26 protein-coding genes and 2 tRNA genes are annotated in these 24,700 nt (G+C 68.5%); 20 read left to right on the top strand and 8 right to left on the bottom strand.

Features of this window, described 5'->3' with window-relative positions; all coding sequences use genetic code 11:
• Nucleotides 1-57: 57 nt before the first annotated feature.
• Nucleotides 58-957 (bottom strand): aminoglycoside phosphotransferase family protein, encoded by a 900-nt coding sequence (locus tag IE109_RS08915; protein WP_189550238.1) that lies wholly within the window; start codon nucleotides 955-957, stop codon nucleotides 58-60.
• Between the two features lie 47 nt (nucleotides 958-1,004).
• Between IE109_RS08915 and IE109_RS08910 the strand changes: the two genes are divergently transcribed.
• On the top strand, nucleotides 1,005-2,396 hold the full coding sequence (locus tag IE109_RS08910; protein ID WP_189550237.1) for an NAD(P)/FAD-dependent oxidoreductase: 1,392 nt from the start codon (nucleotides 1,005-1,007) through the stop codon (nucleotides 2,394-2,396).
• A gap of 101 nt (nucleotides 2,397-2,497) precedes the next feature.
• Here the strand turns inward: IE109_RS08910 and IE109_RS08905 are convergent.
• Nucleotides 2,498-2,590: transfer RNA gene (locus tag IE109_RS08905), tRNA-Ser, on the bottom strand.
• Between the two features lie 504 nt (nucleotides 2,591-3,094).
• Between IE109_RS08905 and IE109_RS08900 the strand changes: the two genes are divergently transcribed.
• The gene (locus IE109_RS08900) at nucleotides 3,095-4,858 is read left to right on the top strand and encodes an AIPR family protein (RefSeq protein ID WP_189550236.1); all 1,764 of its coding nucleotides are present in this window, start codon (nucleotides 3,095-3,097) and stop codon (nucleotides 4,856-4,858) included.
• 237 nt (nucleotides 4,859-5,095) lie between these two features.
• On the opposite strand, the gene IE109_RS08895 is transcribed toward IE109_RS08900, so the two are convergent.
• The gene (locus tag IE109_RS08895) at nucleotides 5,096-5,719 is read right to left on the bottom strand and encodes a hypothetical protein (protein ID WP_189550235.1); all 624 of its coding nucleotides are present in this window, start codon (nucleotides 5,717-5,719) and stop codon (nucleotides 5,096-5,098) included.
• 142 nt (nucleotides 5,720-5,861) lie between these two features.
• Between IE109_RS08895 and IE109_RS08890 the strand changes: the two genes are divergently transcribed.
• Nucleotides 5,862-6,323 carry a GntR family transcriptional regulator gene (locus IE109_RS08890; RefSeq protein WP_189550234.1) on the top strand — a complete coding sequence of 154 codons (462 nt, stop codon included), beginning with the start codon at nucleotides 5,862-5,864 and terminating at the stop codon, nucleotides 6,321-6,323.
• Between the two features lies 1 nt (nucleotide 6,324).
• Nucleotides 6,325-6,891, top strand: coding sequence for an HD domain-containing protein (locus tag IE109_RS08885; protein ID WP_189550233.1), 567 nt, complete (start codon nucleotides 6,325-6,327; stop codon nucleotides 6,889-6,891).
• Here IE109_RS08885 and IE109_RS08880 read toward each other — a convergent pair.
• Together IE109_RS08880 and IE109_RS08875 are read right to left on the bottom strand one after the other, a co-directional pair.
• Nucleotides 6,879-7,352, bottom strand: a complete 474-nt coding sequence (locus IE109_RS08880; RefSeq protein ID WP_189550232.1) for an NUDIX domain-containing protein — start codon at nucleotides 7,350-7,352, stop codon at nucleotides 6,879-6,881. The genes IE109_RS08885 and IE109_RS08880 overlap by 13 nt on opposite strands.
• A 2-nt stretch (nucleotides 7,353-7,354) precedes the next feature.
• Nucleotides 7,355-8,113, bottom strand: a complete 759-nt coding sequence (locus IE109_RS08875; RefSeq protein WP_189550231.1) for an XRE family transcriptional regulator — start codon at nucleotides 8,111-8,113, stop codon at nucleotides 7,355-7,357.
• Nucleotides 8,114-8,821: 708 nt separating this feature from the next.
• Here IE109_RS08875 and IE109_RS08870 point away from each other — a divergent pair.
• The 8 genes from IE109_RS08870 to IE109_RS08835 all read left to right on the top strand — a co-directional run bounded on the left by IE109_RS08870 (nucleotide 8,822) and on the right by IE109_RS08835 (nucleotide 14,722).
• A complete protein-coding gene (locus IE109_RS08870) occupies nucleotides 8,822-9,085 on the top strand; it encodes a DUF6284 family protein (protein WP_189550230.1) in 264 nt (87 codons plus the stop codon).
• Nucleotides 9,082-9,606, top strand: a complete 525-nt coding sequence (locus IE109_RS08865; protein WP_189550229.1) for a hypothetical protein — start codon at nucleotides 9,082-9,084, stop codon at nucleotides 9,604-9,606. Before IE109_RS08870 ends, IE109_RS08865 begins: the two co-directional genes overlap by 4 nt.
• Entirely contained in the window at nucleotides 9,603-10,613 is a 1,011-nt protein-coding gene (locus IE109_RS08860; protein ID WP_189550228.1) for a DUF2637 domain-containing protein, read from the top strand. The genes IE109_RS08865 and IE109_RS08860 overlap by 4 nt, the downstream gene beginning before the upstream one ends.
• Nucleotides 10,613-10,951 carry an RRQRL motif-containing zinc-binding protein gene (locus tag IE109_RS08855; RefSeq protein WP_189550227.1) on the top strand — a complete coding sequence of 113 codons (339 nt, stop codon included), beginning with the start codon at nucleotides 10,613-10,615 and terminating at the stop codon, nucleotides 10,949-10,951. Before IE109_RS08860 ends, IE109_RS08855 begins: the two co-directional genes overlap by 1 nt.
• Nucleotides 10,952-10,978: 27 nt before the next feature.
• Nucleotides 10,979-11,476: a hypothetical protein gene (locus IE109_RS08850; RefSeq protein ID WP_189550226.1), complete on the top strand. Its 498-nt coding sequence runs from the start codon at nucleotides 10,979-10,981 to the stop codon at nucleotides 11,474-11,476.
• A gap of 17 nt (nucleotides 11,477-11,493) precedes the next feature.
• Nucleotides 11,494-12,039 (top strand): plasmid transfer protein TraA, encoded by a 546-nt coding sequence (traA, locus tag IE109_RS08845; protein ID WP_189550225.1) that lies wholly within the window; start codon nucleotides 11,494-11,496, stop codon nucleotides 12,037-12,039.
• A gap of 13 nt (nucleotides 12,040-12,052) precedes the next feature.
• Nucleotides 12,053-14,119 carry a plasmid transfer protein TraB gene (gene traB, locus IE109_RS08840; protein ID WP_229890797.1) on the top strand — a complete coding sequence of 689 codons (2,067 nt, stop codon included), beginning with the start codon at nucleotides 12,053-12,055 and terminating at the stop codon, nucleotides 14,117-14,119.
• 156 nt (nucleotides 14,120-14,275) lie between these two features.
• Entirely contained in the window at nucleotides 14,276-14,722 is a 447-nt protein-coding gene (locus IE109_RS08835) for a hypothetical protein (protein ID WP_189550224.1), read from the top strand.
• A gap of 77 nt (nucleotides 14,723-14,799) precedes the next feature.
• Here the strand turns inward: IE109_RS08835 and IE109_RS08830 are convergent, their stop codons facing one another.
• Together IE109_RS08830 and IE109_RS08825 are read right to left on the bottom strand one after the other, a co-directional pair.
• Entirely contained in the window at nucleotides 14,800-15,429 is a 630-nt protein-coding gene (locus IE109_RS08830) for an HNH endonuclease (RefSeq protein ID WP_189550223.1), read from the bottom strand.
• 9 nt (nucleotides 15,430-15,438) lie between these two features.
• Nucleotides 15,439-16,416 carry an HNH endonuclease gene (locus IE109_RS08825; RefSeq protein WP_229890795.1) on the bottom strand — a complete coding sequence of 326 codons (978 nt, stop codon included), beginning with the start codon at nucleotides 16,414-16,416 and terminating at the stop codon, nucleotides 15,439-15,441.
• A 256-nt stretch (nucleotides 16,417-16,672) separates the two neighbouring features.
• Between IE109_RS08825 and IE109_RS08820 the strand changes: the two genes are divergently transcribed.
• From IE109_RS08820 to IE109_RS08800, 5 genes are all read left to right on the top strand, one after another.
• On the top strand, nucleotides 16,673-17,374 hold the full coding sequence (locus tag IE109_RS08820) for a DNA cytosine methyltransferase (RefSeq protein WP_189550222.1): 702 nt from the start codon (nucleotides 16,673-16,675) through the stop codon (nucleotides 17,372-17,374).
• The gene (locus IE109_RS08815) at nucleotides 17,371-18,219 is read left to right on the top strand and encodes a bifunctional DNA primase/polymerase (RefSeq protein WP_189550221.1); all 849 of its coding nucleotides are present in this window, start codon (nucleotides 17,371-17,373) and stop codon (nucleotides 18,217-18,219) included. Before IE109_RS08820 ends, IE109_RS08815 begins: the two co-directional genes overlap by 4 nt.
• Before the next feature lie 2 nt (nucleotides 18,220-18,221).
• Nucleotides 18,222-19,697, top strand: a complete 1,476-nt coding sequence (locus tag IE109_RS08810; protein ID WP_189550220.1) for an AICE element replication initiation protein — start codon at nucleotides 18,222-18,224, stop codon at nucleotides 19,695-19,697.
• A 462-nt stretch (nucleotides 19,698-20,159) separates the two neighbouring features.
• Nucleotides 20,160-20,363 carry a helix-turn-helix domain-containing protein gene (locus IE109_RS08805; RefSeq protein ID WP_031135784.1) on the top strand — a complete coding sequence of 68 codons (204 nt, stop codon included), beginning with the start codon at nucleotides 20,160-20,162 and terminating at the stop codon, nucleotides 20,361-20,363.
• A 63-nt stretch (nucleotides 20,364-20,426) separates the two neighbouring features.
• The gene (locus IE109_RS08800) at nucleotides 20,427-21,824 is read left to right on the top strand and encodes a tyrosine-type recombinase/integrase (RefSeq protein ID WP_189550219.1); all 1,398 of its coding nucleotides are present in this window, start codon (nucleotides 20,427-20,429) and stop codon (nucleotides 21,822-21,824) included.
• 46 nt (nucleotides 21,825-21,870) lie between these two features.
• Here the strand turns inward: IE109_RS08800 and IE109_RS08795 are convergent.
• A tRNA-Thr gene (locus IE109_RS08795) sits at nucleotides 21,871-21,944 on the bottom strand.
• A 184-nt stretch (nucleotides 21,945-22,128) separates the two neighbouring features.
• On the opposite strand from IE109_RS08795, the gene IE109_RS08790 reads away from it, so the two are divergent.
• The 3 genes from IE109_RS08790 to IE109_RS08780 all read left to right on the top strand — a co-directional run bounded on the left by IE109_RS08790 (nucleotide 22,129) and on the right by IE109_RS08780 (nucleotide 24,603).
• Nucleotides 22,129-23,226, top strand: a complete 1,098-nt coding sequence (locus tag IE109_RS08790) for an ABC transporter ATP-binding protein (RefSeq protein WP_189550218.1) — start codon at nucleotides 22,129-22,131, stop codon at nucleotides 23,224-23,226.
• A gap of 213 nt (nucleotides 23,227-23,439) precedes the next feature.
• Nucleotides 23,440-23,853 (top strand): hypothetical protein, encoded by a 414-nt coding sequence (locus tag IE109_RS08785; protein WP_189550217.1) that lies wholly within the window; start codon nucleotides 23,440-23,442, stop codon nucleotides 23,851-23,853.
• A gap of 39 nt (nucleotides 23,854-23,892) precedes the next feature.
• Complete coding sequence (locus tag IE109_RS08780; RefSeq protein ID WP_189550216.1) at nucleotides 23,893-24,603, top strand: nucleotidyltransferase family protein; 711 nt, start codon at nucleotides 23,893-23,895, stop codon at nucleotides 24,601-24,603.
• Nucleotides 24,604-24,700: the final 97 nt, after the last annotated feature.

Genomic DNA, 24,700 nt, shown 5'->3' with positions numbered 1-24,700 from the left:
CCACCGGACCGAGCCACCGGCCCAGCCTGCCGCCCCACCGCCCACGGGCCCACCCGCCTACCGGCCCAGCAGCAGCCGCGCCACCTCCGGCCGCTCCCCCTCCAGCACGGTCTCCCCGTCCTCCACACCCCACAACGCGTCCTGGAGCACCCGGCCCAGGGTCCAGGCCCTCGCCCGCTGCCGGTCCAGCCCCAGCACCTCCGTCAGCAGGTCGAACCGCCACAGCACCTCGCCCCGGTCGAACCGGTTGAACAGCGGCGGCAGCAACTCGAACCCCGGATCACCCGCCAGCGGCTTCGGATCGATCACCAGCCACGGCTCCCGCTCCGCCGCCAGCACGTTGCCGAAATGCAGGTCCCAGTGCAGCAGCCGGTCCCCCGGCTCACCCGCCACCTCCCGCACCGCCGCCGCGCAGTCCCGCAGCAGCCGCCGGTCCTCCTCCCGCTCCAGCTCCCCCACCGCGTCGCCGACCTCGTCGAGCATCTCCGCCGCGATGTCCCCCAGGGACCGCATCCCGGCCGGCGCCTCCACGGCCACCAGCCGCGCCATCAGCTCCGCCAGCACCCGCGTCGCCTCCCGCGCGTCCTCCACCCCCTCCAACTGCCGCGCCTCGTCCAACCGCTCCAACAACAGCGTGCCCGTGTCCGGGTCCTCGGCGAGCAACCGCACCGCGCCGTCGCCGTCCCACGCCCGCAGCGCCGCCGCCTCCCCCTCGCTCTCCTCGTCCAGCAGCTGGAGCTTCAGCGCCGCACGCGACCCGTCCGCCGCCACCGTCACCGGCAGCACCAGCGACACCGCCCCATGCATCACCGGCCCCGTCAGCCGCAGCCCCCACTCCTGGAGGAACCGCTCCGCCCGCCCCGGCAGCGCCGCGACGAACGCCCGCCCCGCCTCACCGTTGAACAGGCTCTGCGTCTCGGCCAGTCCGGCCGGCACCTCGATCACCACACACCCCATCCGATAACGTCCACACCCACCCACCGGCGACGCACCCGAGGAACCACATGAACACCGTCAACGGCGGCATATCGTTCTGGTACGCCCAGGAGGGCACCCCCGCTCCGCGCGAACCCCTCCCCGGCGACACCACGGCCGACGTCTGCGTCGTCGGCGGCGGCTACACCGGCCTGTGGACGGCGTACTACCTGAAGAAGGCCGTGCCCTTCCTCAACATCATCGTCCTGGAAGGCAAGTTCTGCGGCTACGGCGCTTCCGGCCGCAACGGCGGCTGGCTGTACAACGGCATCGCCGGCCGCGACCGCTACGCCAAGGCCCACGGCCACGACGCCGCCGTGCGCCTCCAGCGGGCGATGAACGACACCGTCACCGAAGTGATCGAGACGGCCGCCGCAGAGAAGATCGACGCCGACATCCACCGGGGCGGCGTCCTCGAAGTCGCCTACACCCCCGCACAGCTCGAGCGCCTGAAGGCGTACCACTCCGTCGACGTCGCCTTCGGCGAGACCGACCGCCGGCTGCTCGGCGCCCGCGAGACCGCCGACCGCGTCCGCGTCACCGGCGCCGTCGGCTCCACCTGGACCCCGCACGGCGCCCGCGTCCACCCCGTCAAACTGGTCAGGGGCCTCGCGGCCACCGCCGAGGCCCTGGGCGTCACCATCCACGAGTCCACCCCCGTCACCGAGATCAGGCCCAAGCACGCCATCACCCCGTACGGCACGGTGCGCGCCCCCTACGTGCTGCGCTGCACCGAAGGGTTCACCGCCGGGATCAAGGGCCACAAGCGCACCTGGCTCCCCATGAACTCCTCCATGATCGTCACCGACCCGCTCCCCGCCTCCCTCTGGGACGACATCGGCTGGACCGGCCGCGAGACGCTCGGCGACATGGCCCACGCCTACATGTACGCCCAGCGCACCGCCGACGACCGCATCGCGCTCGGCGGTCGCGGCATCCCCTACCGCTACGGCTCCGCGACCGACAACGACGGCCGCACCCGGCCCGCGACCGTCGACGCCCTGCGCGACGTCCTCGTCCGCCTCTTCCCCCGGCTCGCCGGCACCGGCATCGCCCACGCCTGGTCCGGCGTCCTCGGCGTCCCCCGCGACTGGTGCGCCACCGTCACCCTCGACCGCTCCACCGGCCTCGGCTGGGCCGGCGGTTACGTCGGCTCCGGCGTCGCCACCGCCAACCTCGCCGCCCGCACCCTGCGCGACCTCATCCAGCAGGACTCCGGCCAGTCCGGCCCCACCGATCTCACCACCCTGCCCTGGGTGAACCACAAGGTGCGCTCCTGGGAACCGGAACCCCTCCGCTGGCTCGGCGTCCACGCCCTCTACGCCGCCTACCGCGCCGCCGACCGCCGCGAGGCCACCGCCCGCACCGCCACCACCGACCGCATCGCGACCCTCGCCGACCGCGTCTCCGGCCGCCACTGAGCCACCACCCCGGCCCCAGCCCCACCCCGACCCGCCACGCCTCACCACCCGCCCACGACGAAGGCCCCGGACACACCGTCCGGGGCCTCGCGCATGAGCACTGGAGCCCCCTGTCGGATTCGAACCGACGACCTACGCATTACAAGTTGTTCGATCTTGCTCCGTTGGTGTTCGTAGACGTCCGGGAAGAGGGCGCGATACCTGATCAGAGAGCTTGCCGGACTCTGACGTACGCCAGCGGACGCACTTGGACTCCACACGGATTGAGACCACGATTGAGACTCAGTCTCTGACTTCTCAGCTCAGGTGTGCTCGCATGCGCGGCGCCCGTAGGCCCGTGCTGCTCGGGGTCGTCGCGCAGGTCCGCCAGCCCCGATCGATCTGGCCCTGCCATCTCGTTCGGCCTTGTGACGGGCCGCTCCAAGTGGCCACTGTGACTCGCCCTACCCACTCAGCGGCCTGCGAAGCCATTCGCCACGCTTCGCCGTCCCCTGCAGGGGGCTGATCAGGCAGTTCTAATGATCTCAGGGCAGACTGAAGGCAAGCGCGTAAAGGAGGTCCGTTGACACTACAGTTGGAGTAACTCGGGGACAGCGGGGGCACCTTGCTGGTAGCTGTAGACCCTCAGGTGCCACACGGTGTGTGCACTCCAAGGATGGCCTGCGTGGCAAACTTTCTAATTTGAGAGTAGAGAGTCGATGACCAAGACCTCCAATCAGGATCTTCGTAGAAATTGCGAGCACTACGCAGCCAAATATGGGTACAGCGTCAGCAATCTCGAACGTGGCCTTGAAGCCTACGCGGCACACGTTTTCGCACAGGAAGATGGTTTTGACACTCTCCTCGAAGGCGAGTCAACGGCCTCAGCCGACTTGAGTGAGTACATTTTTCGGAAGAATGACCTCGGCATCGACGCCGCGCTCGAAAACTCAATGAGCAAGAAGATCATCCTTCTTCAGGCAGCTTGGCGAAGTAAGCGCCTAGAGGAGGATAAAATTGCATCCTTCTTTGATTGCCCATCTCGAATCTCCTCAACTGACTACCTACAGACCGGCGACGAGCAGGTTCAAGAGCTTCTGGCTGACTTGCGCCAGAAGATCGAGGACGGATACGAGATTCAACTCAAGTTTGTGACTAATGTCAGCGTTGCAGACAAAGATCGACTCCAAGCGCTGACCGAGGCGCGCAATCAAGCGTATGAGGAGTCGGATCAGGCGGTTACCTGCGAGCTGTATGGATCCGCAGAATTGCTGCAACGCGATCGCGAGCTGCAGTCTGCCGTGCGTGGCGGCCACGTCAATTCCGTCGAATTGAGCATCCAAAAGAGCAAGTTCATCGAGCTTCTAGAGCCGTATAGGACCGTAATTGCCGTCATCAAGGCTAACGAGCTCGTTGATCTATATCGCCGCCGCGATGTGGGTAGTAAACTATTCAATCTAAACATCAGGCTGCCTCTGACCAGCCTCAAGGTCAATCCAAAGATGGTCGAAACAGCCATAAGTGACGTCGAGGGCCCCCACTTCTTCTATTACAACAACGGAGTGGCTGCGGTTTGCAGCAAGTACACCCTCGACGGCAACAAAATTACGGCCGAGAGATTCCAAATCATCAACGGGGCTCAAACAGTGAGCGCTCTAGCCAAGGCTCGACGGAAGGAACCGAACTCGGACGTCTACGTCCTGTTCCGCCTCACAGAGACGAGTGAGCAATATGGGGGCACTTTCACCGAAAACATCATTCGCTATAACAATACCCAGAATCCGGTTAAAGTCTCAGATTTCTTCTCCAATGACGAGATTCAGATCTGGATTCGCGACAATCTTCCCAAACTTTCAGGTAAGGGCCCCGTTCCCGCCTTCTATTACATCCATAAGTCGGGGTACAAGCCAAAGGGCGCCTCCGGGCGAGGCATCAAGATCGAACAGCTCGCCAGTATCAGGCACGCCTTCCTTTACGGGCCCGTGGTGAGTTATCGAGAGCCTGCACAGTTCTTCGATCGCAGCCTCCGATATTGGGAGGCATTCGGAGTCAACGGCCGGTCCGTAAATAGCTGGAACGCAGAGGAAGTTGCCCAGGTCGCCGCAGCCATTACTATCCATCAACGAGTTCAGAGTATCGGCAAGGAACTGAAGGGAAAGGAGTCGACAAAGAACCTGCCCGAGGCTAAGTACTTGTACCGTCTCGCGCGGTACGTAACCGGCTTGGTCGCCGTGGGATTGGAAGCTGTACGAGAGGGCAATTTTAACGATTATCAGACCCTCATTGCTTCTACCCCAACGTTTGATAAATACGTGGATCCAATCCTGCGTGAGGCAAGAACAGTTCTTCGCCACGAATGGCGCAGGATTCAGGAAGGTAGATCCGGTGTGCAGGTCGAGTACAACCTAGCCCGTGACGATAAACTATGGGTTAGGCTCAGCGATACCGTTAAGGAGTCGGTCCTGACCGAGCTCGACTTCTGATTCATCACTCGCCGAATGGGTCAAAGCGACCGTCACGTCCTTAGTTATCCTCACCCGTCGGCCCTCACCTGCTTCCGCAGGCCCGGAGCACAGAGTGAGCCGTTGGGCCCTGCCAAGTAGCAGAGTAAGCCGGGGCTCCGGACACGGAGACGTCGCCGGGGCCGCGCGGCATTGATGGCGAGCAGGACGTGGGCACCCCGCTCGATGCTGGGCACTTGGTCAGGCCTTCCATAGCCATCAATTCAGCCACTGCGCCCGTGTGGCTCGAGGAACCTCAACGTCGAAAGGCACCACCCACGGCTCGAACTCTTCATGCCTACAAGTGATCAGAAGGCGCATTGGGCGATTCAGCCACTCATCACGCCACCTCCGCCCAACGTCTTGTCCCTCCTGCCAGCGAGGCGGCCGCGTTCGCTCGATGCTGAACGGACGCCCGACCCCCACCCTCAGAGAGAACGGCGCAACCGTCTGTCCGTTGACGTCAGCACCGTCAGGGCCATAGGAGAAGCGGTAGGGGCCCCAGACCTGCGCGTCCAGAGCTTCCTGCGCGGGCGAGCCCGGAAGCCGCGCCGTGCGCTCCATGTCGTCGCTGCTGATGATCTGGATCGCGATTTCGTCCAGCCGCTTCAGAGGCACCGGACCGACAAGCCGAACGCTGAGGGTGGCCCGGTCGCCCTCCCCTGGTTCGATGGAGATACTGAACTCCGGTGTGAGGTCTGCATGCCAGCGCTGCCGCTCGATCCGGGCCACAGTGTTCGCCGTTTTAGCCGAGCGCGCTGCAGCCCTCCAGGCGCCCCAGGTGGCAATCGCGCTAAGACCAGCAGTGGACACGGTGCCTATGTCCGTCCAGGGGATGCTCATGGCGCGCGAGGGTATCGCGCATACAGGACAGCTGCGCCGCGCCGACGAAGAGCGACGGGAGGCCAAGCTCAAGCCGCAGACCACCAAACGCCGACAGTGGGAAGCTGGATCCAGGCGACGGGAATATGGAGAGGGAGAACGAGTGTCGCAGCAGGCCAACCCTCGGGGAACCTTCCTGAAGATTGCCGACTCAGTGAGGAAGCAGATCGAGGATGACCCGACCATGACGGAGCTGCCGTCCCTGGGTGAGATCATGCGCGACCATAAGGTGTCACGCGGGGTCGCACTCCGCGCGTTCGGCGTGCTGCGACAAGAAGGCGTGGCCGAACCGGCACCGGGCGAACGGTGGCGGGTCGTGCGGTCGGGCGTACGAGTCGACCGGCGCCCGCTCGACCACCAGATCGCCGACATCATCACGGCTGAGGGGCTCGAAGTAGGGGAAGCCTTCCCGAGCGCTACCGCCCTGGCCGAACGGTTCGGGGTCTCCCGTCCCACGGTTACCAAGGCGCTGGAAAAGTTGGAGACCGCCGGCGTGCTGGCGGGGGGCGGACAGGGCAGGGTGCGGACGGTCCGCGCTGTGCCTACGCGAGAGGAGCGTTCGTAGCTTGCCGAAGTTGACGGAGTGGGCCTATCCCCTGGCTGAGTCACTGCTCGCCGAGCCACTGCCGCGGCGGTGGAAGCACTGCCTCGGAGTCGCCGAGAGGGCCCGCACGATTGCGCTCGTACTCGACCAGGATGCCGATCTGCTGGAGGCCGCCGCGGTCCTGCACGACATCGGCTACGCGCCGGACCTGGCCAAGACCGGCTTCCACCCATTGGACGGGGCCCGCTACCTCCGGGACGTGGCCGACGCCGACAAGCGCGTCATCAACCTGGTCGCCCACCACTCCTGCGCCTGGATGGAGGCGGAAGCGCGCGGCATGCGCGAGGAACTGGAGGGCGAGTTCCCCCGCGAGAGCGCGCACCTGAACGACGCGCTCTGCTACTGCGACATGAACACCACGCCGGACGGCACGTCCACGAACCCGATCGACCGGATCAACGAGATCGCCGGCCGGTACGGGCCGGACAGCCTGATCGGGCAGTTCATCCGCCGGGCCGAACCGGAGATCCTCGCCTGCACGTCCCGCGTGCTCGAGCGGGTCGCCGCGGCCAAGCGTCAGCCGATGTAGGGAGTCGTGCGCGCCCGGTCCATGGCGTGCTCGATCCGAAGCCGCATCGTGGGGTGCACGTCCAACGTCGTCAGGTCCGCTGGGTCGACCCAGCGGACCTGAGTCGTCTCGTTGCTCGTACGGAGTTCGCCGCCAACCGGCCGCGCGCGGAAGCAGATGCTGAACTGCTGGCGGACCTCGCCATCGTCGTACTGCATCACATGCCCGGGGTCCGTGTAGATCCCGGACATGTTGACGACCTCCGCCTTGATACCGGTCTCTTCCCAGACTTCGCGGACAACTGTGTCGCTGATCGACTCCCCCACGTCGTGACCACCACCGGGCAGCGCCCAGCGCCCGTTGTCGGAACGCTGAATCATCAGCACCTGTCCCGCGTCGTTCTGCACGAACGCAACGACGGACGGCACGACCGAGTTGGCCGGCGGGGCGTCCGGGTCGTGCAGGTAGTCGATGCGTCCCATGCTCAAGCTCCGGTGAGGTCGCGTTCTGTTACCGGCCTGGCGCCTTCCCAGGTCTGCTGAACGCTATTGGCGAAGGTGTCGAACAGGCCAGCTCCGGGGAGTCGCCGCAGGTGGAACACAGGCGCCATGTAGGCCCCGATGCCGTACACGTGCGTGTTGGCCAACATCTCGTCATCAGCACGGTAGATCGAGTTGTAGAGCACCGTGTCGTGCAGGCGGAAAGTGATCTCGGGGTGGCTGGTGAACAGCGGGCGGTAGTTGACCAGCGCGTTGCGGATCTTGCCGTCCATGATGCGGTGCCCTTCGTCGATGCCGCGGCGGATGACGGCTTCGCACTCTGGATCACCCATGAGCACTCGGATACGGACACCGCTCTCGGCCTTCTCCTTCAAGGTCGAGAAGAAGAGCGGGTCCTCTGCCAGGTAGATGCCGGCGTACACGAGGATGTCGATGCGCTCCGTCGCGCGCTCGCACATCTGACGCCAGAGGGCTGACGGCACGACGTGCCGATGAGGGTAGACAGCCACGATCTCGGCTTTGGTCAGATCCGCTGCGCTCTCGACAGCACGGCTGTCATCCCACAGCGTCGTCACGTCGACGTTCAGCGCCGCCGCCGTTGCGTACTGGTGACGCCGGTACGGGACCTTGCCTTGCGTGATCCAGCGTTCGACCGTCTTTGGAATGACGCCGATCTCTTCGGCGAGGCTCTGCACGGTCATGCCGCGGGCGAGGAGGGCGGACCGTAAGCGCTCGTTCGACATCTGCACCCCCGTAGGGACTTCTAGGGACTTCTTGACCGTAGCCAGAAGGCCGCTAGCTGTCTAGGTGCGGGGTGCCCAACTCCCTTGCCCTGCAGCGATCCTGAATGGGCGCCAAGAAGTCCCGGCACGAAAACCGAAGGTTCCGTCGATGTACTTGACGGACCCTCGTGCAGTACCTGTAAAACAGGTACTGCATCGACCGACGCGACGCCTCGGTCGAAAGGCGGCTTCATGCCGCATGCGCAGAAGGCGGGGACGCTGCAATCCCGCTGAAGGTCAGGCAGAACAGGGCTTCGGCCCGTACTGGCGAGGTGGCCCGGCGACCGCGAGCAACGGCCGGAGGGTGGGGACGTGGTCCCCCTTGCAGTGATTCATCCCTGCTGATCTCGACTGAGAGGCATTCCAGTGCACCGACGAAGACTTTGGGCGCCGCCGCGATGGACCGGCCGGCGGGCGCCAGTGCGGCATCCCGGCCCGTGAGCGGAACGCGCGCTCGCGGCCCATCCGGTCCGCTCTCTTCCTGCCATCGCAGCGGCTAGCGCTGCGGCCGGTTGCCTCCCTCGCCCGTCCGGGCCCGCGCACCGCGCGGGGGCCGTACGGGCGGGGCGTGGGGAGCCGGATCTACCGACTTCAACGGCGAGCGGCCCCCGGGGTGCCACCCGGGAGCCGCGTTCGGGCCGTTCCACCTGCGAGGGAGAACCACGACCCATGGACCACATCGTCACTGTTCAGGACGCTGTTACCGCGTTCGCGGACTTCATGGAGCCGACGAATGCGGAGCTGGACGCGATCGAGCAGGAGATGCCGCTGATCGTGGCGGACGTCGACCTGCTGGATGCTCAGATCGTCGTCATCGACCGCACGCCGACCATGCTCGACGAGCGGCGTATCCGCCGGGCCCGCCGGCGCGTACTCGCCGCGCACCGCGACCTCGCCAACGGCCTGGCCGAGCAGACGGGCGGTGCCGCATGATCCGCATCGTCACCCGCGCTCACATCGCCCGGCTTGAGAACGAGGCTCGTGCTGCCGTTGAGCAGGCACGACAGACCAGTGGAGTGGCGAACGAGGCGTTCGGCCGGCACGTCCGCGAGCTCTACGCCGTCACAGAGCGGGCGGAAGCGACCGCGGCCGAGGTGAGCGCACTCTTGGCTCGTGCGATGGAGGAGCTGTCCGCCGCGCAGCAGGAGTTGCTGCTGCGGGACATCGAGATCCGCCGGCTGCGCGCGGAGCGGGAGGGCGAGTCGCTGGAGGGGCGGACGCTGACGGTGCTGCTGCACTACGGCGAGCCGCACACCATCTACGCGACCCGCGAGGAGGCCCACGCCGACACCGCCACGCACAGCATGCCGGCAAACCACGTGTGGAAGCCCTGCGGTGAACGCCCGGCAGCGGAGTTCAAGTGGCGGGGGGAGGCGTTCATTTACAACCCCGCCTCCAACGGCTTCCGTCGCGCTCAGGTGCCCCTTCCGAAGCCGGTCGAGGGGGCGGCGTGAACAGTGTTCAGACGCGTTCAGCGGAGCGCGCCCTGTCGGGCGGCACGTGGTTGATCGTGTGTGGGGCGATGCTCTACTCCATCCTCACGGTCACGCCTCTGATGGCCAAGCACACGGCCGAGAAGTGGGACTGGACGGCGCCGATCCTGCCCCTCGTGGTCGACGCGGCAGTCGTCATCGTGGTCAAGCTCGATGACGTGCTGGCACGCCTGGGCGGGCACGGCGGACGGTGGCCCGTCACGCTGCGGTGGATGACCGGCCTGATGACCCTCGCGCTCAACACGGCCGACTCCGCGTTGAAGAAAGACCTGGTCGGCGTGGCCGTCCATGCGGTGGCGCCGTTGCTGCTGATCGTCACGGCGGAGACCAGTTTGGCATACCGCCGCGCTATCGCCGCTGCGGTGGCGGCCCTGGAAGCTCAGCAGCAGGCCGAGCGGGAGCGGCGGGAGCAGGCGGCCCGGGAGCGTGCCGCGCAAGCTCGTGCCGAGGCCCGCGAGGAGCGCGAGCACGCCGCCATGCTGGCGCGTGAACAGCGTGAACATGAAGCCCGCTTGGTCCGCGAGCAGGCAGAGCGCGACGAGCAACGGCGACGCGAGGAGCGCGAGGCCCGGGAGCGGGCGGAGGCTGCCGAGCGGGAGATCCGTGAACGCCGTGAACGCGAGCGTGAACAGCGTGAGCAGGAGCGGCTGCGCCGTGAACAGCAGGCCCGGGAGCAGGCCGAGGCCGAGCAGCGCGAGCGTGCCGAGAAGGCCGAGCGTGAACGCCGTGAACGCGAGCAGCGGGCCGAGCGTGAACGCGCCGCGCTGCTGGAGCGCGGCCCGGCGGAGGTGAAGCTGCCGGAGGATGAGGCGCGCCGGATTGTGGCGGCCGGGTTCGCGTCGGGCCTGTCGGTGCGGCAGGCGGCGGAGCTGTGCGGCTGGTCGGTCGGCTGGGTCTCCCACCGCTACGCCGAACAGCGCGACCCCGCCGCCGGCCGTCACGCTGAACTCGCGATCGCAGGCCAGTGATGGGCGCCATTCCCGTCTACCGGTGGCGTCTGGCCCCGGATGGCCTGGCCACCCGCCGCCAGCTCCGCGCCCTGGGCCTGCGCCCGGGTGGTCAGGAGGTGGCTGCGCAGCTGGAACGGCCTCGCCGGCGACGGGGCCCGCTGGTCGCCTACCTGTACCGCATCGACGCCGCGAAGCCAGTGCGTGCGATGACCCCGGCCCGCTGGGCGGCCCTGGCCAAAGCCAACGCCGCCCGCCGTACCTGCCCGCGCTGCCGGCTGGACGTCGGCTACCCCATCCCCACTTCGCACGGCATCTGCGGCCTGTGCCTGGTCGCCGAAGAACAGCGCGCCGCTTGAACCCCTCTGACGCCTTGGAGTTTCGCTGTGTCCAGCCGTACCCGTACCCGCTCCGTGAAGACGACGGCGGGTGTCCACACCGTCCGTATCCCCCGTCAGCGTGGTCGCCGCTCCGATCCGTTCGTGATCGTTGTCCCCGAACGCCCCTCCCTGACCCGCGAAGCCCTCGGCTTCGTGGGCCGTGGCCTGTGGAGTATCCGTCGCGCGCTCGCCCCGACCGGCCTGTCCGTGCTCGCGTTCCTGGTGGCCGGGCTGCTGCACGCGATCGCCTGGTGGTCCGCACTCGTCATCGCCCCGGTGGCGGCCGTGCCGCTGGTGTGGCTGCTGGTCATGCAGCGCCGCCGCCCGGCCCGCAGCGCGGCGCTCGCCTGGCGCATCGGCCTGGCCGCCCTCGCCACGGTGGCCGCCGTGTGGCTGGCCCTGGCCGCCGGGTTCGGGCCCTTGGACGGGCCCCTCGCGCTGCTGTGGCTGCTCATCCTCATCACCGCGCAGACCGCGTGGCTCATCATCCGCCCCTCCCGCTGACCTGAGGAGATCCTCTGATGGCGCAGAACACCAACGGCCAGCGTGCGCGCGGGCCCGTGAACGACCCCAAGACCGGCAAGTTCGCCAACGCCGGGGCCGCCGCCGGCGGGTTCGTCGGGGCGCTCGGCGGCTCGATCGTCCCGCCGATCAACGTCACCGTGAACAACAACAAGCGTGCGGCCAACCCGAACGGGCGCCGGCCGCACGCCGAAGCCCTGCTCCCGGCCCCTGACTTCAGCTCTCCGGCGCAACTGCGGAACTACTGCAACACCCTGCGGGCGGCGGCCGTGACGCTGTCGATCGAGGTCGCCATGGGCACCGAGATCCTCAAGGGCGTGCTGGCGGCCGTGCCGGACCCGGAGGGCCGCGCGTTCGGCTCCCGGATCCGTGCGCAGAAGGTCGCCCGGAAGATGAACCGAGCCGCTGAGGACCTGCGCAGCGCGGCGAAGAATGCCGCTGCCTGCTACGCGACGTTCCAGCAGGAGTTTGAGGAAGAGATCAACCGCGTCCGTCACCGTGCCCGTAAGCCGCAGCAGCCGGTCATGAACTGGGCCCAGCAGTAGAGGAGGTCGACCCATGGCAAGGAACAGCAATGGCCGTCGCGTGCGGCATACGGACTTCCTCGACAACGGCCTGGTCGCCGAATACACCGGCTCCGGTCTCCTGCCCGGCCAGTCCGCCGGTGGCGGCGCCTACCTCGTGCAGCGGGCCATGCCGCACCTGCCGCCGTGGGTGGCCGCGGCCGGTATCGGCATCGCCGGCGGGCTCGGCAGCCTCCAGTGGGCCCAGAGCGCGGCGGCCGGGGTCGGCCTGACCCTCGTCTCCGTCGGTCTCACCGGCGCCACGTGGTGGATGGGGAAGGTCACCACCCCCCAGCGGCGCCTCCACTCGGCTATCACCGTGGCGGCTGCGTCGGCGTGGACGACGGCCGCGTGCCTGGCCGGGCCCACGGCGGGCCCGCTGCCCGACCTATACCTGATGGGCGCCCCGGCGGTAGCGCTGTCGTGGAACATCCGCGTGATCCTGCGCCGCAACGATTCCCCCGCCGACCAGAGCGGCGACAAGGGTCTGCTGGAGAAGGTCGGTCTGGCGCGGGCGCAGATCGGCAACGCCAAGGTGGAGCCCAACCGGGTCACCGCTCCGCTCGCGGTGGAGGCCGGTGAGCAGACCAACGACGACGTGAGCAAGGCCCTGGGCCGGATCGCCTCCGCGCTGGACCTGCCCACCTCCGCCGTGCGCTACCAGCCCGACCCCGACTCCTCCCGTCGCGGCGAGCTGGTCATCGTCCCTGAGGACATGCTGGCCGAGGCCGCCTATTGGGAGGGGCCGTCGAACCTGGGCGGCTCGATCGCTGATCCGCTGCTGATCGGCCGCTACGACGATGGCTCCCCGATGTTCCTGTGGTTGCCCGGCGACCCCGACGCCGGCCGCAACGGCACCCACGTCCTCATCGCCGGCGGAACCGGATCGGGCAAGGGAGAGACCGCCCTCAACCTCCAAACGGAGATCCTGTCTAGGCGAGATGTGCTGCTGTGGCTGTCGGATCCGAAGATGTTCCAGGACTTCCGTCCGCTGCTGCCCGGTATCGACTGGGCCGCCGAGGGCGGAACCCCCACCGAGGTCATGGTGGAAGCGATCCAGGCCGTCATCCCCGCCCGCACCCGGTGGCTGGGCCGCCACAACTACCGCCAGTGGATCCCCGCGGCCGCCCAGGTGCAGAACGACCCCCAGCACTCGTGCCGCACGGACGGCCGCGCCTGCGGCTGCGCGGGCATGCCCTACCTGGTGGCCTGGATGGAAGAGGCCGCCAGCACCCTGCGGAACCTGGGCGACGACGCGTTCACCGGCATCGCCCAGGAGGCACGCTCCGCCGGCGTGTCCCTGATCGTGTCCCTCCAGAGGCCGTCCTACGACCAGATGTCCACCAGCACCCGCGCCTCCCTGCCGTCCGTGATCGCGCTCGGCTGCGACCCACGTGACGAGTCGTTCTCCCTGCCCGACACGGTGCTGGACGCGGGCGCCCACCCCGGCGCCTGGGGCAACCGCCGCCCTGGCTACTGCTACCTCGTCACCCCCGGCATCGACGAGACCCGCTACGCCTCACCCGGCCGCACCTGGGGATTCGGTCCCAACGCGGTCTCCCTGATGGAGGTCCTCGCCGACTGGGCGCAACGCAACGGCGCGACCGCCGACCCCGTCACCGCCGGCGCCGCCTCCAGCGTCGCCGGAAACGCCTACACCGGCCGCCCCACCCCCGGCGACACCCCTACCGCCCACGACGAGGACGACATGGACGGCACCGGGTACGGGCCGCTGGTCGACCCCGAAGACGCCGACATCGACCCCGAAGCCGAACTCCCCGACGACGAACCGGGCGATGACGCCCCGATCTTCGGCCAGGAGAGCGGCCGCAAGCCGTCACCGGAGGAGGCCCGGCGCCTGTTCGTTCAGGCGCTGGAGGAGTTCGAGCGGGCCGGGCACATGGTCGTCGGCCCTAAGGACTTCATGGACTGGTGCGACCGGAACAACCTCTCCCGGCCGTGGGTCTCCGCGCGGCTAAAGGAGGCTGCCCTGGAGGGCCGCCTGGAGCCGACGAACACTACCGGCCGGTGGCGCATCGTCCCCGCCCTGACGGCCGCCTGACGCCTGACACCGTCACGGCCGCCTGACACACAACCCCCTAGGCAGACGCGGTGTCACGCACTCCTGACACCGCCCGCTGACACCCCCTGACACCCCACCCGAACGGGCCCGCGCCACCACCGTCGCGCGGGCCCGCCGCCATCCCAGGGAGACCTGATGAGCGACCCCGAACGGCCCACGGCCGTCGAAGTCCACGAGCCGCAACCCATCACCGTGCACCCGCCGGCCGCGCCGATCGTCCCCGCCCAATCGCCCGCCGTGCCAGCCGTCGCGAGCGTCGTCCTCCAGGACGGGCGGATCGTCACCGGCTACGCCATCGAACCCACCAAGCCCGAACCGGTCGCGGCCAAGCCGCCGGTCTCCCGCGCGGCGGTGAACGTCGCACTCGGAGGCGTTGGGTTCCTCGCCGTATGCGGCGGGCTGCTGCTGCTCACGTCGTTCATCGCGGCCCTGACCGCGTTCGTCACACAGCTCATCACCCTCGCCGCCGTCATCTTCGGCGGCTGGATCGCCGTGCAGGTGTTCACCGCGAGCGGCCCCACGGGCGGCACGACCGTGAACATCCGCAAGGCCGTCTTCAAGCGCAACCACTTCCACGGCTGAACAGCACGGGTAAGGGCGACCTCCTCGTCTTGGCAGAGATCCGAGGCAGCCCTCGGCCCTCCAGGTCTCGTGCGGGTCTACAGAACCCTGTGCCAGTCACGGGGGTCCTCGGAGAGCGTTTGATGCCACTGACGCGGTTGTAGAACCCGGAAGGGCGGCCGGGTCTCGGTGGGCCATCCGGCGGCTTGGGCCGCGGCGGTGTGGCCCGCGCCCAGGGCGCGGCATATCGCCGCCTTAACCCTGATGGTCGGCGTCGTGGGGGCGTTGAAGTAGGTGCTGCGCAGGTCGTGGTGGAACCACGCCCGTCGGCGCGAGTCCACTATCTCGATCTGGGTGAACTCGATCCGCTCCACCCAGATCGGGTAGGTGTGCCGCAGACGGTCAAACTCGTTGACCAGTCGCTGACTCCCCGGGTGCCCACCCGGCTTCCAGACGCCGGGGTGGAGCCGCAATGCGGCGAACTCCAGCGGCGTGCGATCCCCCTTGGCGTCGTTGCAGGCGTTGCACGCCGGCACCAGGTTGCGCGGGGCATCGTCGCCGCCGCGCGCGAGAGGGATGACGTGGTCCTTCACCTCGGACGGGGCCAGGCAGTACACACACCGGCCACCGTGTGCGGTCAGCACCGCTAACTCCTCCCACAGGGGAAAGTAGCGGCGCCTGGGCCGCCGCCGCTGGCCCAGGCGTTCCGCACCGGCTTCACTGATCATGGCGCCGCCCTAGGCGATGACCGTCTCAGCGGCGCCGGTCTGCCCGGGGATGACGGTGACCGACAGGTTCGAGCGGTGCATGTACCAGTGCTTGGTCAGCCACTTGGTGTGGTCGGCCGTCACCGACACGGTGAGCGGGGCCCCGTCCAGCTTGGCGTAGTCCGGGTACGTCTTCAGCTCGTCGGCGAGGTGCAGCGTCTTGGTCTTCGGGTTGACCGCGATCAGCCCGAGGTCGAAGAGGCGGTGCAGGTCGCGGCGGAGCAGCAGGCCGCCGCCCTTGTGGTGCTTGCCGTTGGCCGCGTAGCTGTACAGGTGCGCGGCCTCCAATGCCTGGACCGGCGCGGGGCCGGTGAACGCGCACACCTCGCCGAACACTTCCAGCAGGTGCTTGCGGAAGGCGGGCTGTCCCTTGCGGACTCGGATGGTGGCCGTGCCGTGGCCTTCGGCGATCACCTGCCGGGCGGTATCGACGACCCGCAGCGGCAGGGGGACGCCGCCGTGGGTGAGGGCGTGGTGGAAGTCGTCCCAGCGCAGTTCGCGCAGGGAGTTCTGCGAGGCTTGCTGCACGCACAGGGCCCGCAGCTCCGGTGCGGTCAGGGTGCCGCGGGCGTCGACCCATCCGGCTTCGTGCTGGCTGCGGTAGGTGGTGACCTTCTTGGTCTTCCAGCCGGCCTTGTCGTCCTCGTGCTTGCAGTTCTGGTTCCAGCACACGAACCGGGGCAGCTTCTTCTTCCGTTCGGCCACGTCGGCCTTGCCGCACTTGACGCAGTACGGGGTCTCCTTCTCGCCCTGGCCGACCTCGATGGCCTCGATCACGGACAGGCCCAGCAGCTCGACGCTGTCCCACAGGGCGATCACGTCACCGACCTTCAGTGTCGCGTGATTGGGGACGGTGCTGTCCCAGCTGTAGTGGGTGGCGGGGCTGTCGTCGTAGCCCTCACTGATCCGCTTACTCCCGGCCTTCGCCAGCACCAGCCACGCCGTCATCAAGCCCTCCCATAGGACACACCGAACGACACCCGAGCGAGCACGGACGCACCCGCGCGCACGCTCGTGATCAACGTATCGGGCACCACTGACAGCTCCCCCCGAATAAGCCAGACATCCCCCGCCCGGGGCCCCGGGCGCATGCGCGTGTCACGCGCAGGTCCGGGGCTCTTGGTGGGCGGCCGCCCCTCACCACAAGACGGCGGCCGCCCCTTTCTCCACCCGTCACGGGACTGACCTGATGGAGGTCTCCAGCATGACCCACCCCACCCCCCTACGCCCACCACACGCCTTCCTACGGCCCCGGGTGCTGGACCTGTACTGCCACCGCGGCGGCATGGCCATGGGCTACCACCAGGCCGGCTTCGACATCGTCGGCGTCGACCTCGACGCCAGCTGCGCCGAGGAGTACCCCTTCACGTTCGTCCACGGCGACGCCATCGAGTACCTGCTCGCGCACGGCCACGAGTACGACCTCGTTCACGGCTCCCCGCCCTGCCAGGCGTACACGCCGCTCAACGCCTACAACCACAAGACCTATCCCGACCTGATCGCCCCCACCCGCGCCGCGATGCGCGCCGTCGGCCGGCCCTACGTCATCGAGAACGTGGAGGCCGCACGCCCGGCAATGGTCGACCCGGTGATGTTGTGCGGCCCGATGTTCGGGTTGCGCATGTACCGCCACCGACTGTTCGAGGCGTCGTTCCCCCTCGTTCCGCCGCCCCATCCGGCCCACGTCGCGCGGTGTATCCGCAACGGCTACCTGCCCACCCCGAAGCGGCCGTTCATGACCATCACCGGCGGCCGGCACTCCCGGGCCTGGCAGCGCGCCGCGGCCGAGGCCATGGGCACGCCCTGGATCACCACCATCCGGGGCGTCTGCGAGGCCATCCCGCCTGCCTACGCGCAGTGGATCGGCACCCAGTTCCTCGCCCTCGAAGGGAGGGCCGCTGCATGAGCACGACGCCCCACCTCCTCAGCGTCGCATTGAGGCTCGCCGCTACCGGTGTGCCGGTACTGCCCCTGCACGTCGGGAAGGCGCCGTTCGGCAACTGCCCCGACTGCACCGGCAACGCCTGCGGCGGCCGGCCGAACATGAAGAGCGCGGGCCCTTGCCGCTGCCCCGGCGTCTGCCACGCATGGGCCGCCGCAACCACCGCCCCGGCCGTTCTCACCTCCCCGGCGTGGACGGCCGCGTGGCGGCGGGCCGTCTGCGTCGCATACCACCCCGGCGCCGCTGGGCTGACCGTGGTGGACCTGGACGACGCGGCGGCCGTCGACTGGGCCCGCGAGACCCTGCCCGCCACCCGCGTCGTGGAGACGACGCGGGGTGAGCACTGGGTCTACCGAGGCGCCATGACGTCGCACAACGCGGTCCGGCCCGGGGTCGACATCAAGTCGACCATGGCCTACGCCCGCTACCTCGGGCCCGGCACCGGAACCATGACCGCCCTGCCCGACGCGGTCCGCGCGCTGGCCGTGAAGGAACCGCCCGCCGTCCGGCCGGCACCCCGTTCCGTCTCCGTGCCTGCACGGTCCGGCGGCGGGCAGTGCCCGCACCGCACGCCCGTCTTCCTGGAACGCGGCATCGCCATGGCGGAGCAGCGCATCACGAAGGCCCGCAGCGCGATCCACGCCACCGTCTATGGGACGTTCCTGGCAGTGCTGTCCACGCACGGCCAGTGCGGCTGCCTCACCGACGCTCACGTCGCGCGGCTGTTCACCGCCGCGCAGGCCAAGGGCGAATCGCCACGGCACTGCACCGACGCCTGGACCAACGCCCGCACCCGGTTGGGACTGTGAACATGTCCGACGACGACAAGACCCCGGCTCGTGAGGTCATCACCGACTACGCGCAGGCCCACTTCCGGTACTTCCGCACAGCCGACGGCACCGTGTACGCGCAGAAGAACGGCCACCCCGTGGCCCGTCCGATCCGCTCCCAGGGCACGACCGGCAGCCACCGCCAGGAACTCATGGTCGGCCTCTACCGCGACGGGCACGGCGTGTTCAACGGCACCGCGCTCAAGGAGGCGTTGGATTTGATCGAGGCTCTCGCGCTGACCGAGGACGTGCAGCCGGTCCACATCCGCGTGGCCCCCGGGTTCGATGGGGCGACCTGGCTGGACCTGGGACGGACCGACGGGAAGTCCGTCCGCATCCACCCCACCGGATGGGATATCAGAATCCCCGACCCGCGTGAGGTGTGCTGGAGGCGCACCCAGCTCACCGGCGAACTCCCCCTGCCCGTCAAGGACACCGACGGCAAGGGCATCGACCTCCTTCTGCGGCTGTGCAACTTCGCAGGCGCCGAGACCGAGTGCCTGGCCATCGCATGGCTCATCGGGTGCCTGGGGCCGTCCGTGCCCGTGCCCGCTCCCTTCCTCACCGGCCCCCAGGGCGCGGGCAAGTCCACCGGCGGACGGATGCTCGTGCGGATCATCGAGGGCATGAGCGGCGACCTGCGCCGGGCCCCGAAGGACGAGGAGAACCTGATCGCGGCCGTAGCCGCCGGATGGGTCACCGCCCTGGACAACCTCTCCCATATGACCCCGGACCTGTCCGACGCGATGTGTTGCATCGTCACCGGCGCCGAGAACGTCAAACGCGCCCTGTACACCGACGGCGACGTCGTCCGCGCCCGCTACCGCCGCCCCATGCTCCTGACCGGCATCGACGTAGGAGTCATCCGGCCCGACCTCGCCGAACGGCTCCTGCCCCTGCGTCTGGAGCGCCCGCGCATCCGGCGCACCGAAGCGGAGCTCTGGGCGGAGTACGCCGAAGCCCTGCCGGTCATTCTCGGGTCCCTGCTCGACCTCACGGTCAAGGTCCGCGCGGCTGAGGCAGAGACCCCTACCGATCTACGCATGGCGGACTTCGCGCACCTGTGCGCGCAGCTCGACGCAGCGACCGGCCTGGGCGCACTCGCCGCCTACCGTCGCAGCCTCGACGACCTCAACGACGACGTGATCGAGGGCGACCTGCTCGCGCAGACCGTCCTCAAGCACGCCGAAACAATCGAACCGGGCGGGGAACAGCGGATGACCTCTACCGAGTGGCTGCACTGCCTCAGTCGCCTCTACAGCGGTGACGAACTGCGTGCGCTGCCCAAGGGGTGGCCGACCACGGGCAAGGTCCTCTCCGACCGGCTCAAGCGCCTCCAGCCCACGCTTTCCGCCCGGGGCGTGCTGATCGAGTCGGGCCGCACCAGCGAGGGCCGCTACCTCGAAATGACCCGCCTGCAAGCCTCACCGCCCCACGAGGAGAAGCGGATGTTCTGATCCGCACCCCTCACGGTCGCCCAGGCAAGCAAGAAGAGCACGCCTGGCGGTGGTGCTCTTCTTGCTGTTCGGCGGCGACCGCCGCCCTGCGATGGTCGCGCCGCGCAGCGGCTCCTTCTTCACGCTTGAAGCGGCACCGCACCACAACAGAGACCACCCCCTCTTTTGTCCCAAGGGGAGGGACGCTGCGTCATCTGCGTCATGCAGGCCGAGAAACACCCCCTGACCTGCGGCTAGAGGCATGACGCAGACGCCGGTGTCTGCGTCATCCTGCGTCATCTGCGTCACCGGATGACGCAGCCCATGACGCCCCAGTGACGCACCTGCAAACCACTGCGTCACGCAAAGCCGCAGGTCAGAGGCGCGAATGACGCTGATGACGCAATGACGCAGAAATCCGCACTTCGGACAGACACGAGACCTGAGAGCGCCCAAGACCCTCCCGCCTAGGAGGCACCCCGGATGAGCACGGCGATTGCCGCCCCCGTCGACCGACTCCTGTACAAGCCCGAGGAAGCTGCCGAAGCGCTCGCCATCGGCCGATCCACCGTCTACGAGCTGATGGCAGAAGGCGCCCTGAAGTACATCAAGTTGGGCCGCACCCGCAGGATCCGGCGAACGGACCTCGAGGAGTACGTGGCGAACCTCGCCCCTCTGCCCAACTGACCCCAGCACGCCCTGAGGCGCCCCGAGCACTCCGCTCGGGGCGCCTCCTGCATGGAGGAGTACATGAGCCCCCGCAAGCCCAACATGGAATCGACCATCTACTTCGGTGCGGACGGCTGGTGGCACGGACGCGTCACGATGGGCGTGAAGAACGACGGCAGCCCCGACCGCCGTCACCGCCGCGCCAAGACCAAGGCGGAGGTACGCCGCAAAGTCCGGGAGCTGGAGCGTCTGCGCGACCAGGGCCGCGCAACCACCGCGGGGCGCAAGCCCACCGTCGCGCAGTGGATGGAGACCTACCTCACCGACATCGCGAGCCTGAAGCTCAAGCCGCGCTCGCTCGATGACTACTGGTCGAAGACCCGGAACGACATCATCCCCGGCGTCGGCCAGCACCGCATCGACAAGTTGCAGCCCGAGCACCTGGAGCGGATGTACCGGGCCATGCTCGACGCCGGCCGCGCTCCCTCGCACGTCGTGAAGGTGCACCGCATCCTGTCCCGGGCACTGAAGATTGCCCACCGGCGCCGCATCGTCGGCGAGAACGTGGCCACGCTCGTGGACCCGCCGAGCATCGACGAGATCGAGGCCAACCCCTTCACCAAGGAGGAGGCCAAGGCTTTCCTGGAAGCCGCGTCGAAGCGACCTACGTTCATGCGGTGGATCGTCGGTGTCGGCATGGGGTTCCGGCAGGGCGAGACGCTCGGCCTGCGCTGGTCATACGTCGATCTGGAGGCGGAGCTGTTCCGCCCCGAGTGGCAGCTGCAGCGCCTCACCTGGCGGCACGGCTGCTCCGACCCGCATGCCTGCGGGGCACGCCTCCACCGCTTCGAGCCGTGCCCTGCAGGATGCGCCCGGCACAAAAGCTACAAGCGCGGCTGCCCGAAGCCGTGCCCCAAGGCATGCACGAGGCACGCGAGCGCCTGCCCGCAGCGAAAGGAGGGTGGGCTCGTCTTCACCCGCCCCAAGACCAAGAAGAGCCGGAACGCCGTCCCTATCCCGCCCGTCTTCATTCCGTTCCTGCACGAGCACAAGGCCGGGCAGGAGGAACTGCGGGCCGCCGCCGGCGAACTGTGGCAGGAGCACGACGTCGTGTTCTCGCGGCCGGACGGACGCCCGCTCGACCCACGCGCCGACTACGAGGAATTCAAGGAGCTGCTCAAGGAGGCCGGGATCGATGACCGCCGCCTCTACGACGGAAGCCGCCACACCGCCGGCACCATCCTCAACGAGCTGGGCGTGGACATGCCCACGATCATGGAGATTCTCCGACACACCCAGATCAGCCAGACCCGGAGGTACGTGAAGGGGCGATCCCACCTGTCCAAGGACGCCATGCGACGTATGGGCGAGTTCTTCGTGCCCGCTCCCACCACCGCGGATCCGGAGCCCACTGAGACCAGAACTGAGACCACCGACACCCGCGCGGCTCGCGCCCGGCGCCGCCGCCGGATCCGCTGACGACGAAACCCCAGGTCAGACCGCATCTGACCTGGGGTTTCAGCAGAGCCCCCTGTCGGATTCGAACCGACGACCTACGCATTACAAGTGCGTTGCTCTGGCCAGCTGAGCTAAGGAGGCACGTCGCACGAGTGTAACCGGACAGCATGTGCCCCCGGTCGAAAAATCCCGCGTCCGGCGACTGCTGACAGAAGCCGTCCGGCCGGGTAGCGTCACCCCAGGTCCACCGGCGTGGACCAGACCACTTCTCTCCCTCTACTCGGATCGTCCGGCACGTTCCTGCCGGTGAAGGGACTGCATCACCATGGCTTCTGTCACGTTCGACAAGGCGACCCGGATCTACCCGGGGGGCACCAAGCCCGCCGTCGACCAGCTCGAGATCGAGATCGCCGACGGCGAGTTCCTCGTCCTCGTCGGCCCCTCCGGCTGCGGCAAGTCGACCTCGCTGCGCATGCTCGCCGGCCTGGAGGACGTCAACGGCGGCGCCATCCGCATCGGTGACCGCGACGTCACGCACCTGCCGCCGAAGGACCGGGACATCGCCATGGTGTTCCAGAACTACGCGCTGTACCCGCACATGACCGTCGCCGACAACATGGGCTTCGCGCTCAAGATCGCCGGCGTGAACAAGGCGGAGATCCGCAAGAAGGTCGAAGAGGCCGCGAAGATCCTCGACCTCACCGAGTACCTGGACCGCAAGCCCAAGGCGCTCTCCGGCGGTCAGCGCCAGCGTGTGGCGATGGGCCGCGCCATCGTGCGCGAGCCGCAGGTGTTCCTCATGGACGAGCCGCTGTCGAACCTCGACGCCAAGCTCCGCGTCTCGACCCGTACGCAGATCGCCAGCCTCCAGCGGCGCCTCGGCATCACCACCGTGTACGTCACGCACGACCAGGTCGAGGCCCTCACCATGGGCGACCGGGTCGCGGTCCTCAAGGACGGTCTGCTCCAGCAGGTCGACACCCCGCGCAACATGTACGACCGCCCGGCCAACCTCTTCGTCGCCGGCTTCATCGGCTCCCCGGCCATGAACCTGGTCGAGGTCCCGATCACCGACGGCGGCGTGAAGTTCGGCAACAGCGTCGTGCCGGTGTCCCGCGAGGCGCTGTCCGCCGCCGCCGACAAGGGCGACCGGACCGTGACGGTCGGTGTCCGCCCCGAGCACTTCGACGTCGCGGGCGCCGAGAGCGACCAGGGCCTGGCCGTCTCCGTCAACGTCGTCGAGGAACTCGGCGCCGACGGGTACGTCTACGGCTCCGCCGGGGTCAGCGGCGAGGACAAGGACCTGGTCGTCCGCGTCGGCGGCCGTTCCATCCCGGAGAAGGGCTCCGTCCTGCACGTCGTGCCGCGCCCGGACGAGATCCACGTGTTCTCCACCTCGACCGGTGAGCGCCTCTCCGGCTGACCTGGGACAAAACGCCTGCGCGGCCCCGCACTTCGGTGCGGGGCCGTCCGCGTATCCCGCCGTACACCCGCCTGGGATGTCGACAAATACCCCGGCACATGGGTCAATTCGGACCCTGTTCGTCAACGCCCGATTCGAAAAGGAGCATCGAACCATCCCCCGTGGGGGTGACTAAATGTCTCCAAATCATTACCGCCCGCTACGCTCACGTCCGTGACCCACACAGCACGCCGAATCGGCCGCTCCCTCGCCCTCGTCCTGCCCGTCGTCCTGGTGCTCTCCGGAACTCTCGCGGTCACCAGCGTCCCGTGGGCGGGCGGAAGCTCCCAGACCCAGATGCTCACCGCGTCCTCGGAGAACGTCTCGGTACGGGCCAAGCCCCGTGCCCCGCAGGATATTCTCCGCGACAAGCTCCTCGCAGAGCTTCAGGAAAAGGACCCTGGTGTCGCGCTGACGCACCTCCAGCGCACCGTGGAGGAGCGCCCGTCGCTCGCCAGGCACTGCATGTCGATCGCCCGCGCGCTCGGCAAGGCCGCCGTCCAGCACTACGGCCCCGTCCGCGCCCAGACCTACTCCCGGCCCGTCTGCGACACGTCCTACGCCGCCGGCGTCGCCCACGAGAGCTGAGGCTGTCAGCCGCACCGAGGTGCGCCTATCGTGCGCGGTATGCACACCTCTCCGACGCAGGCCGTGGTCCTGGCGGGCGGCCAGGGCTCGCGACTGCGCCCGTACACCGACGACCGCCCCAAGCCGATGGTCGAGATCCCGGGAACCGGGACCCCGATCATCGGCCATCAGCTTTCCTGGCTGGCCGCCGAGGGCGTGACCGACGCCGTGGTCTCCTGCGGCCACCTCGCCGAGGTGCTCCAGCAGTGGCTGGCGACGACCGAACTGCCCCTGCGCGTCACCACCGTCGTGGAGCCGGAGCCGCTGGGCCGTGGCGGCGGCCTCAAGTACGCGGCCGCGCGCCTGCCGCACCCCGACGAACCCTGGTACGCCACGAACGGTGACATCTGGACCCGTTTCTCGCTGCGTGAGATGGCCGCGTTCCACGCCGAGCGCGACGCCACCGCGACGCTCGCCCTGGCCCGTCCCCGTATCCCCTGGGGGGCCGTCGAGACGGACGCCTTCGGGCACATCACCGACTTCATCGAGTCACCGCCGTCGCCCTACCTCATCAACGCGGGTGTGTACGTCTTCTCCCCGGCCTTCACGGACGCGCTGCCCGACCGCGGGGACCACGAGCGCACCACCTTCCCCCGGCTCGCCCGTGAACGGCGCCTGGCGGGCTTCCCGCTGCCGCAGGGGGCCTACTGGAGGGCCATCGACACCGCGAAGGACCTGCGCGAGGCGGCGAAGGAACTCGCCACCCCCTGAGCGCCCGCGAGCCCGGGCGGCACGTCGCCGAGGTGGCGAAGCCGCCTCGGACCCGGCGCCGGGCACAGCGGTGCCCCCGACCCGGCGGTAGCCCCAC

Source organism: Streptomyces lavendofoliae, assembly GCF_014649735.1.
Classification (GTDB): Bacteria; Actinomycetota; Actinomycetes; order Streptomycetales; family Streptomycetaceae; genus Streptomyces; species Streptomyces lavendofoliae.
Note: the sequence above shows the minus strand (reverse complement) of the source record. Positions and strands in the feature narration are given on the sequence as shown.

Coding starts and splice junctions, on each gene's coding strand:
- IE109_RS08915 (WP_189550238.1), bottom strand. CDS start 957: ATGGGGTGTGTGGTGATCGAGGTGCCGGCCGGACTGGCCGAGACGCAG.
- IE109_RS08910 (WP_189550237.1), top strand. CDS start 1,005: ATGAACACCGTCAACGGCGGCATATCGTTCTGGTACGCCCAGGAGGGC.
- IE109_RS08900 (WP_189550236.1), top strand. CDS start 3,095: ATGACCAAGACCTCCAATCAGGATCTTCGTAGAAATTGCGAGCACTAC.
- IE109_RS08895 (WP_189550235.1), bottom strand. CDS start 5,719: ATGAGCATCCCCTGGACGGACATAGGCACCGTGTCCACTGCTGGTCTT.
- IE109_RS08880 (WP_189550232.1), bottom strand. CDS start 7,352: ATGGGACGCATCGACTACCTGCACGACCCGGACGCCCCGCCGGCCAAC.
- IE109_RS08875 (WP_189550231.1), bottom strand. CDS start 8,113: ATGTCGAACGAGCGCTTACGGTCCGCCCTCCTCGCCCGCGGCATGACC.
- IE109_RS08870 (WP_189550230.1), top strand. CDS start 8,822: ATGGACCACATCGTCACTGTTCAGGACGCTGTTACCGCGTTCGCGGAC.
- IE109_RS08865 (WP_189550229.1), top strand. CDS start 9,082: ATGATCCGCATCGTCACCCGCGCTCACATCGCCCGGCTTGAGAACGAG.
- IE109_RS08855 (WP_189550227.1), top strand. CDS start 10,613: ATGGGCGCCATTCCCGTCTACCGGTGGCGTCTGGCCCCGGATGGCCTG.
- traA (WP_189550225.1), top strand. CDS start 11,494: ATGGCGCAGAACACCAACGGCCAGCGTGCGCGCGGGCCCGTGAACGAC.
- traB (WP_229890797.1), top strand. CDS start 12,053: ATGGCAAGGAACAGCAATGGCCGTCGCGTGCGGCATACGGACTTCCTC.
- IE109_RS08835 (WP_189550224.1), top strand. CDS start 14,276: ATGAGCGACCCCGAACGGCCCACGGCCGTCGAAGTCCACGAGCCGCAA.
- IE109_RS08830 (WP_189550223.1), bottom strand. CDS start 15,429: ATGATCAGTGAAGCCGGTGCGGAACGCCTGGGCCAGCGGCGGCGGCCC.
- IE109_RS08825 (WP_229890795.1), bottom strand. CDS start 16,416: ATGACGGCGTGGCTGGTGCTGGCGAAGGCCGGGAGTAAGCGGATCAGT.
- IE109_RS08820 (WP_189550222.1), top strand. CDS start 16,673: ATGACCCACCCCACCCCCCTACGCCCACCACACGCCTTCCTACGGCCC.
- IE109_RS08815 (WP_189550221.1), top strand. CDS start 17,371: ATGAGCACGACGCCCCACCTCCTCAGCGTCGCATTGAGGCTCGCCGCT.
- IE109_RS08810 (WP_189550220.1), top strand. CDS start 18,222: ATGTCCGACGACGACAAGACCCCGGCTCGTGAGGTCATCACCGACTAC.
- IE109_RS08805 (WP_031135784.1), top strand. CDS start 20,160: ATGAGCACGGCGATTGCCGCCCCCGTCGACCGACTCCTGTACAAGCCC.
- IE109_RS08800 (WP_189550219.1), top strand. CDS start 20,427: ATGAGCCCCCGCAAGCCCAACATGGAATCGACCATCTACTTCGGTGCG.
- IE109_RS08790 (WP_189550218.1), top strand. CDS start 22,129: ATGGCTTCTGTCACGTTCGACAAGGCGACCCGGATCTACCCGGGGGGC.
- IE109_RS08780 (WP_189550216.1), top strand. CDS start 23,893: ATGCACACCTCTCCGACGCAGGCCGTGGTCCTGGCGGGCGGCCAGGGC.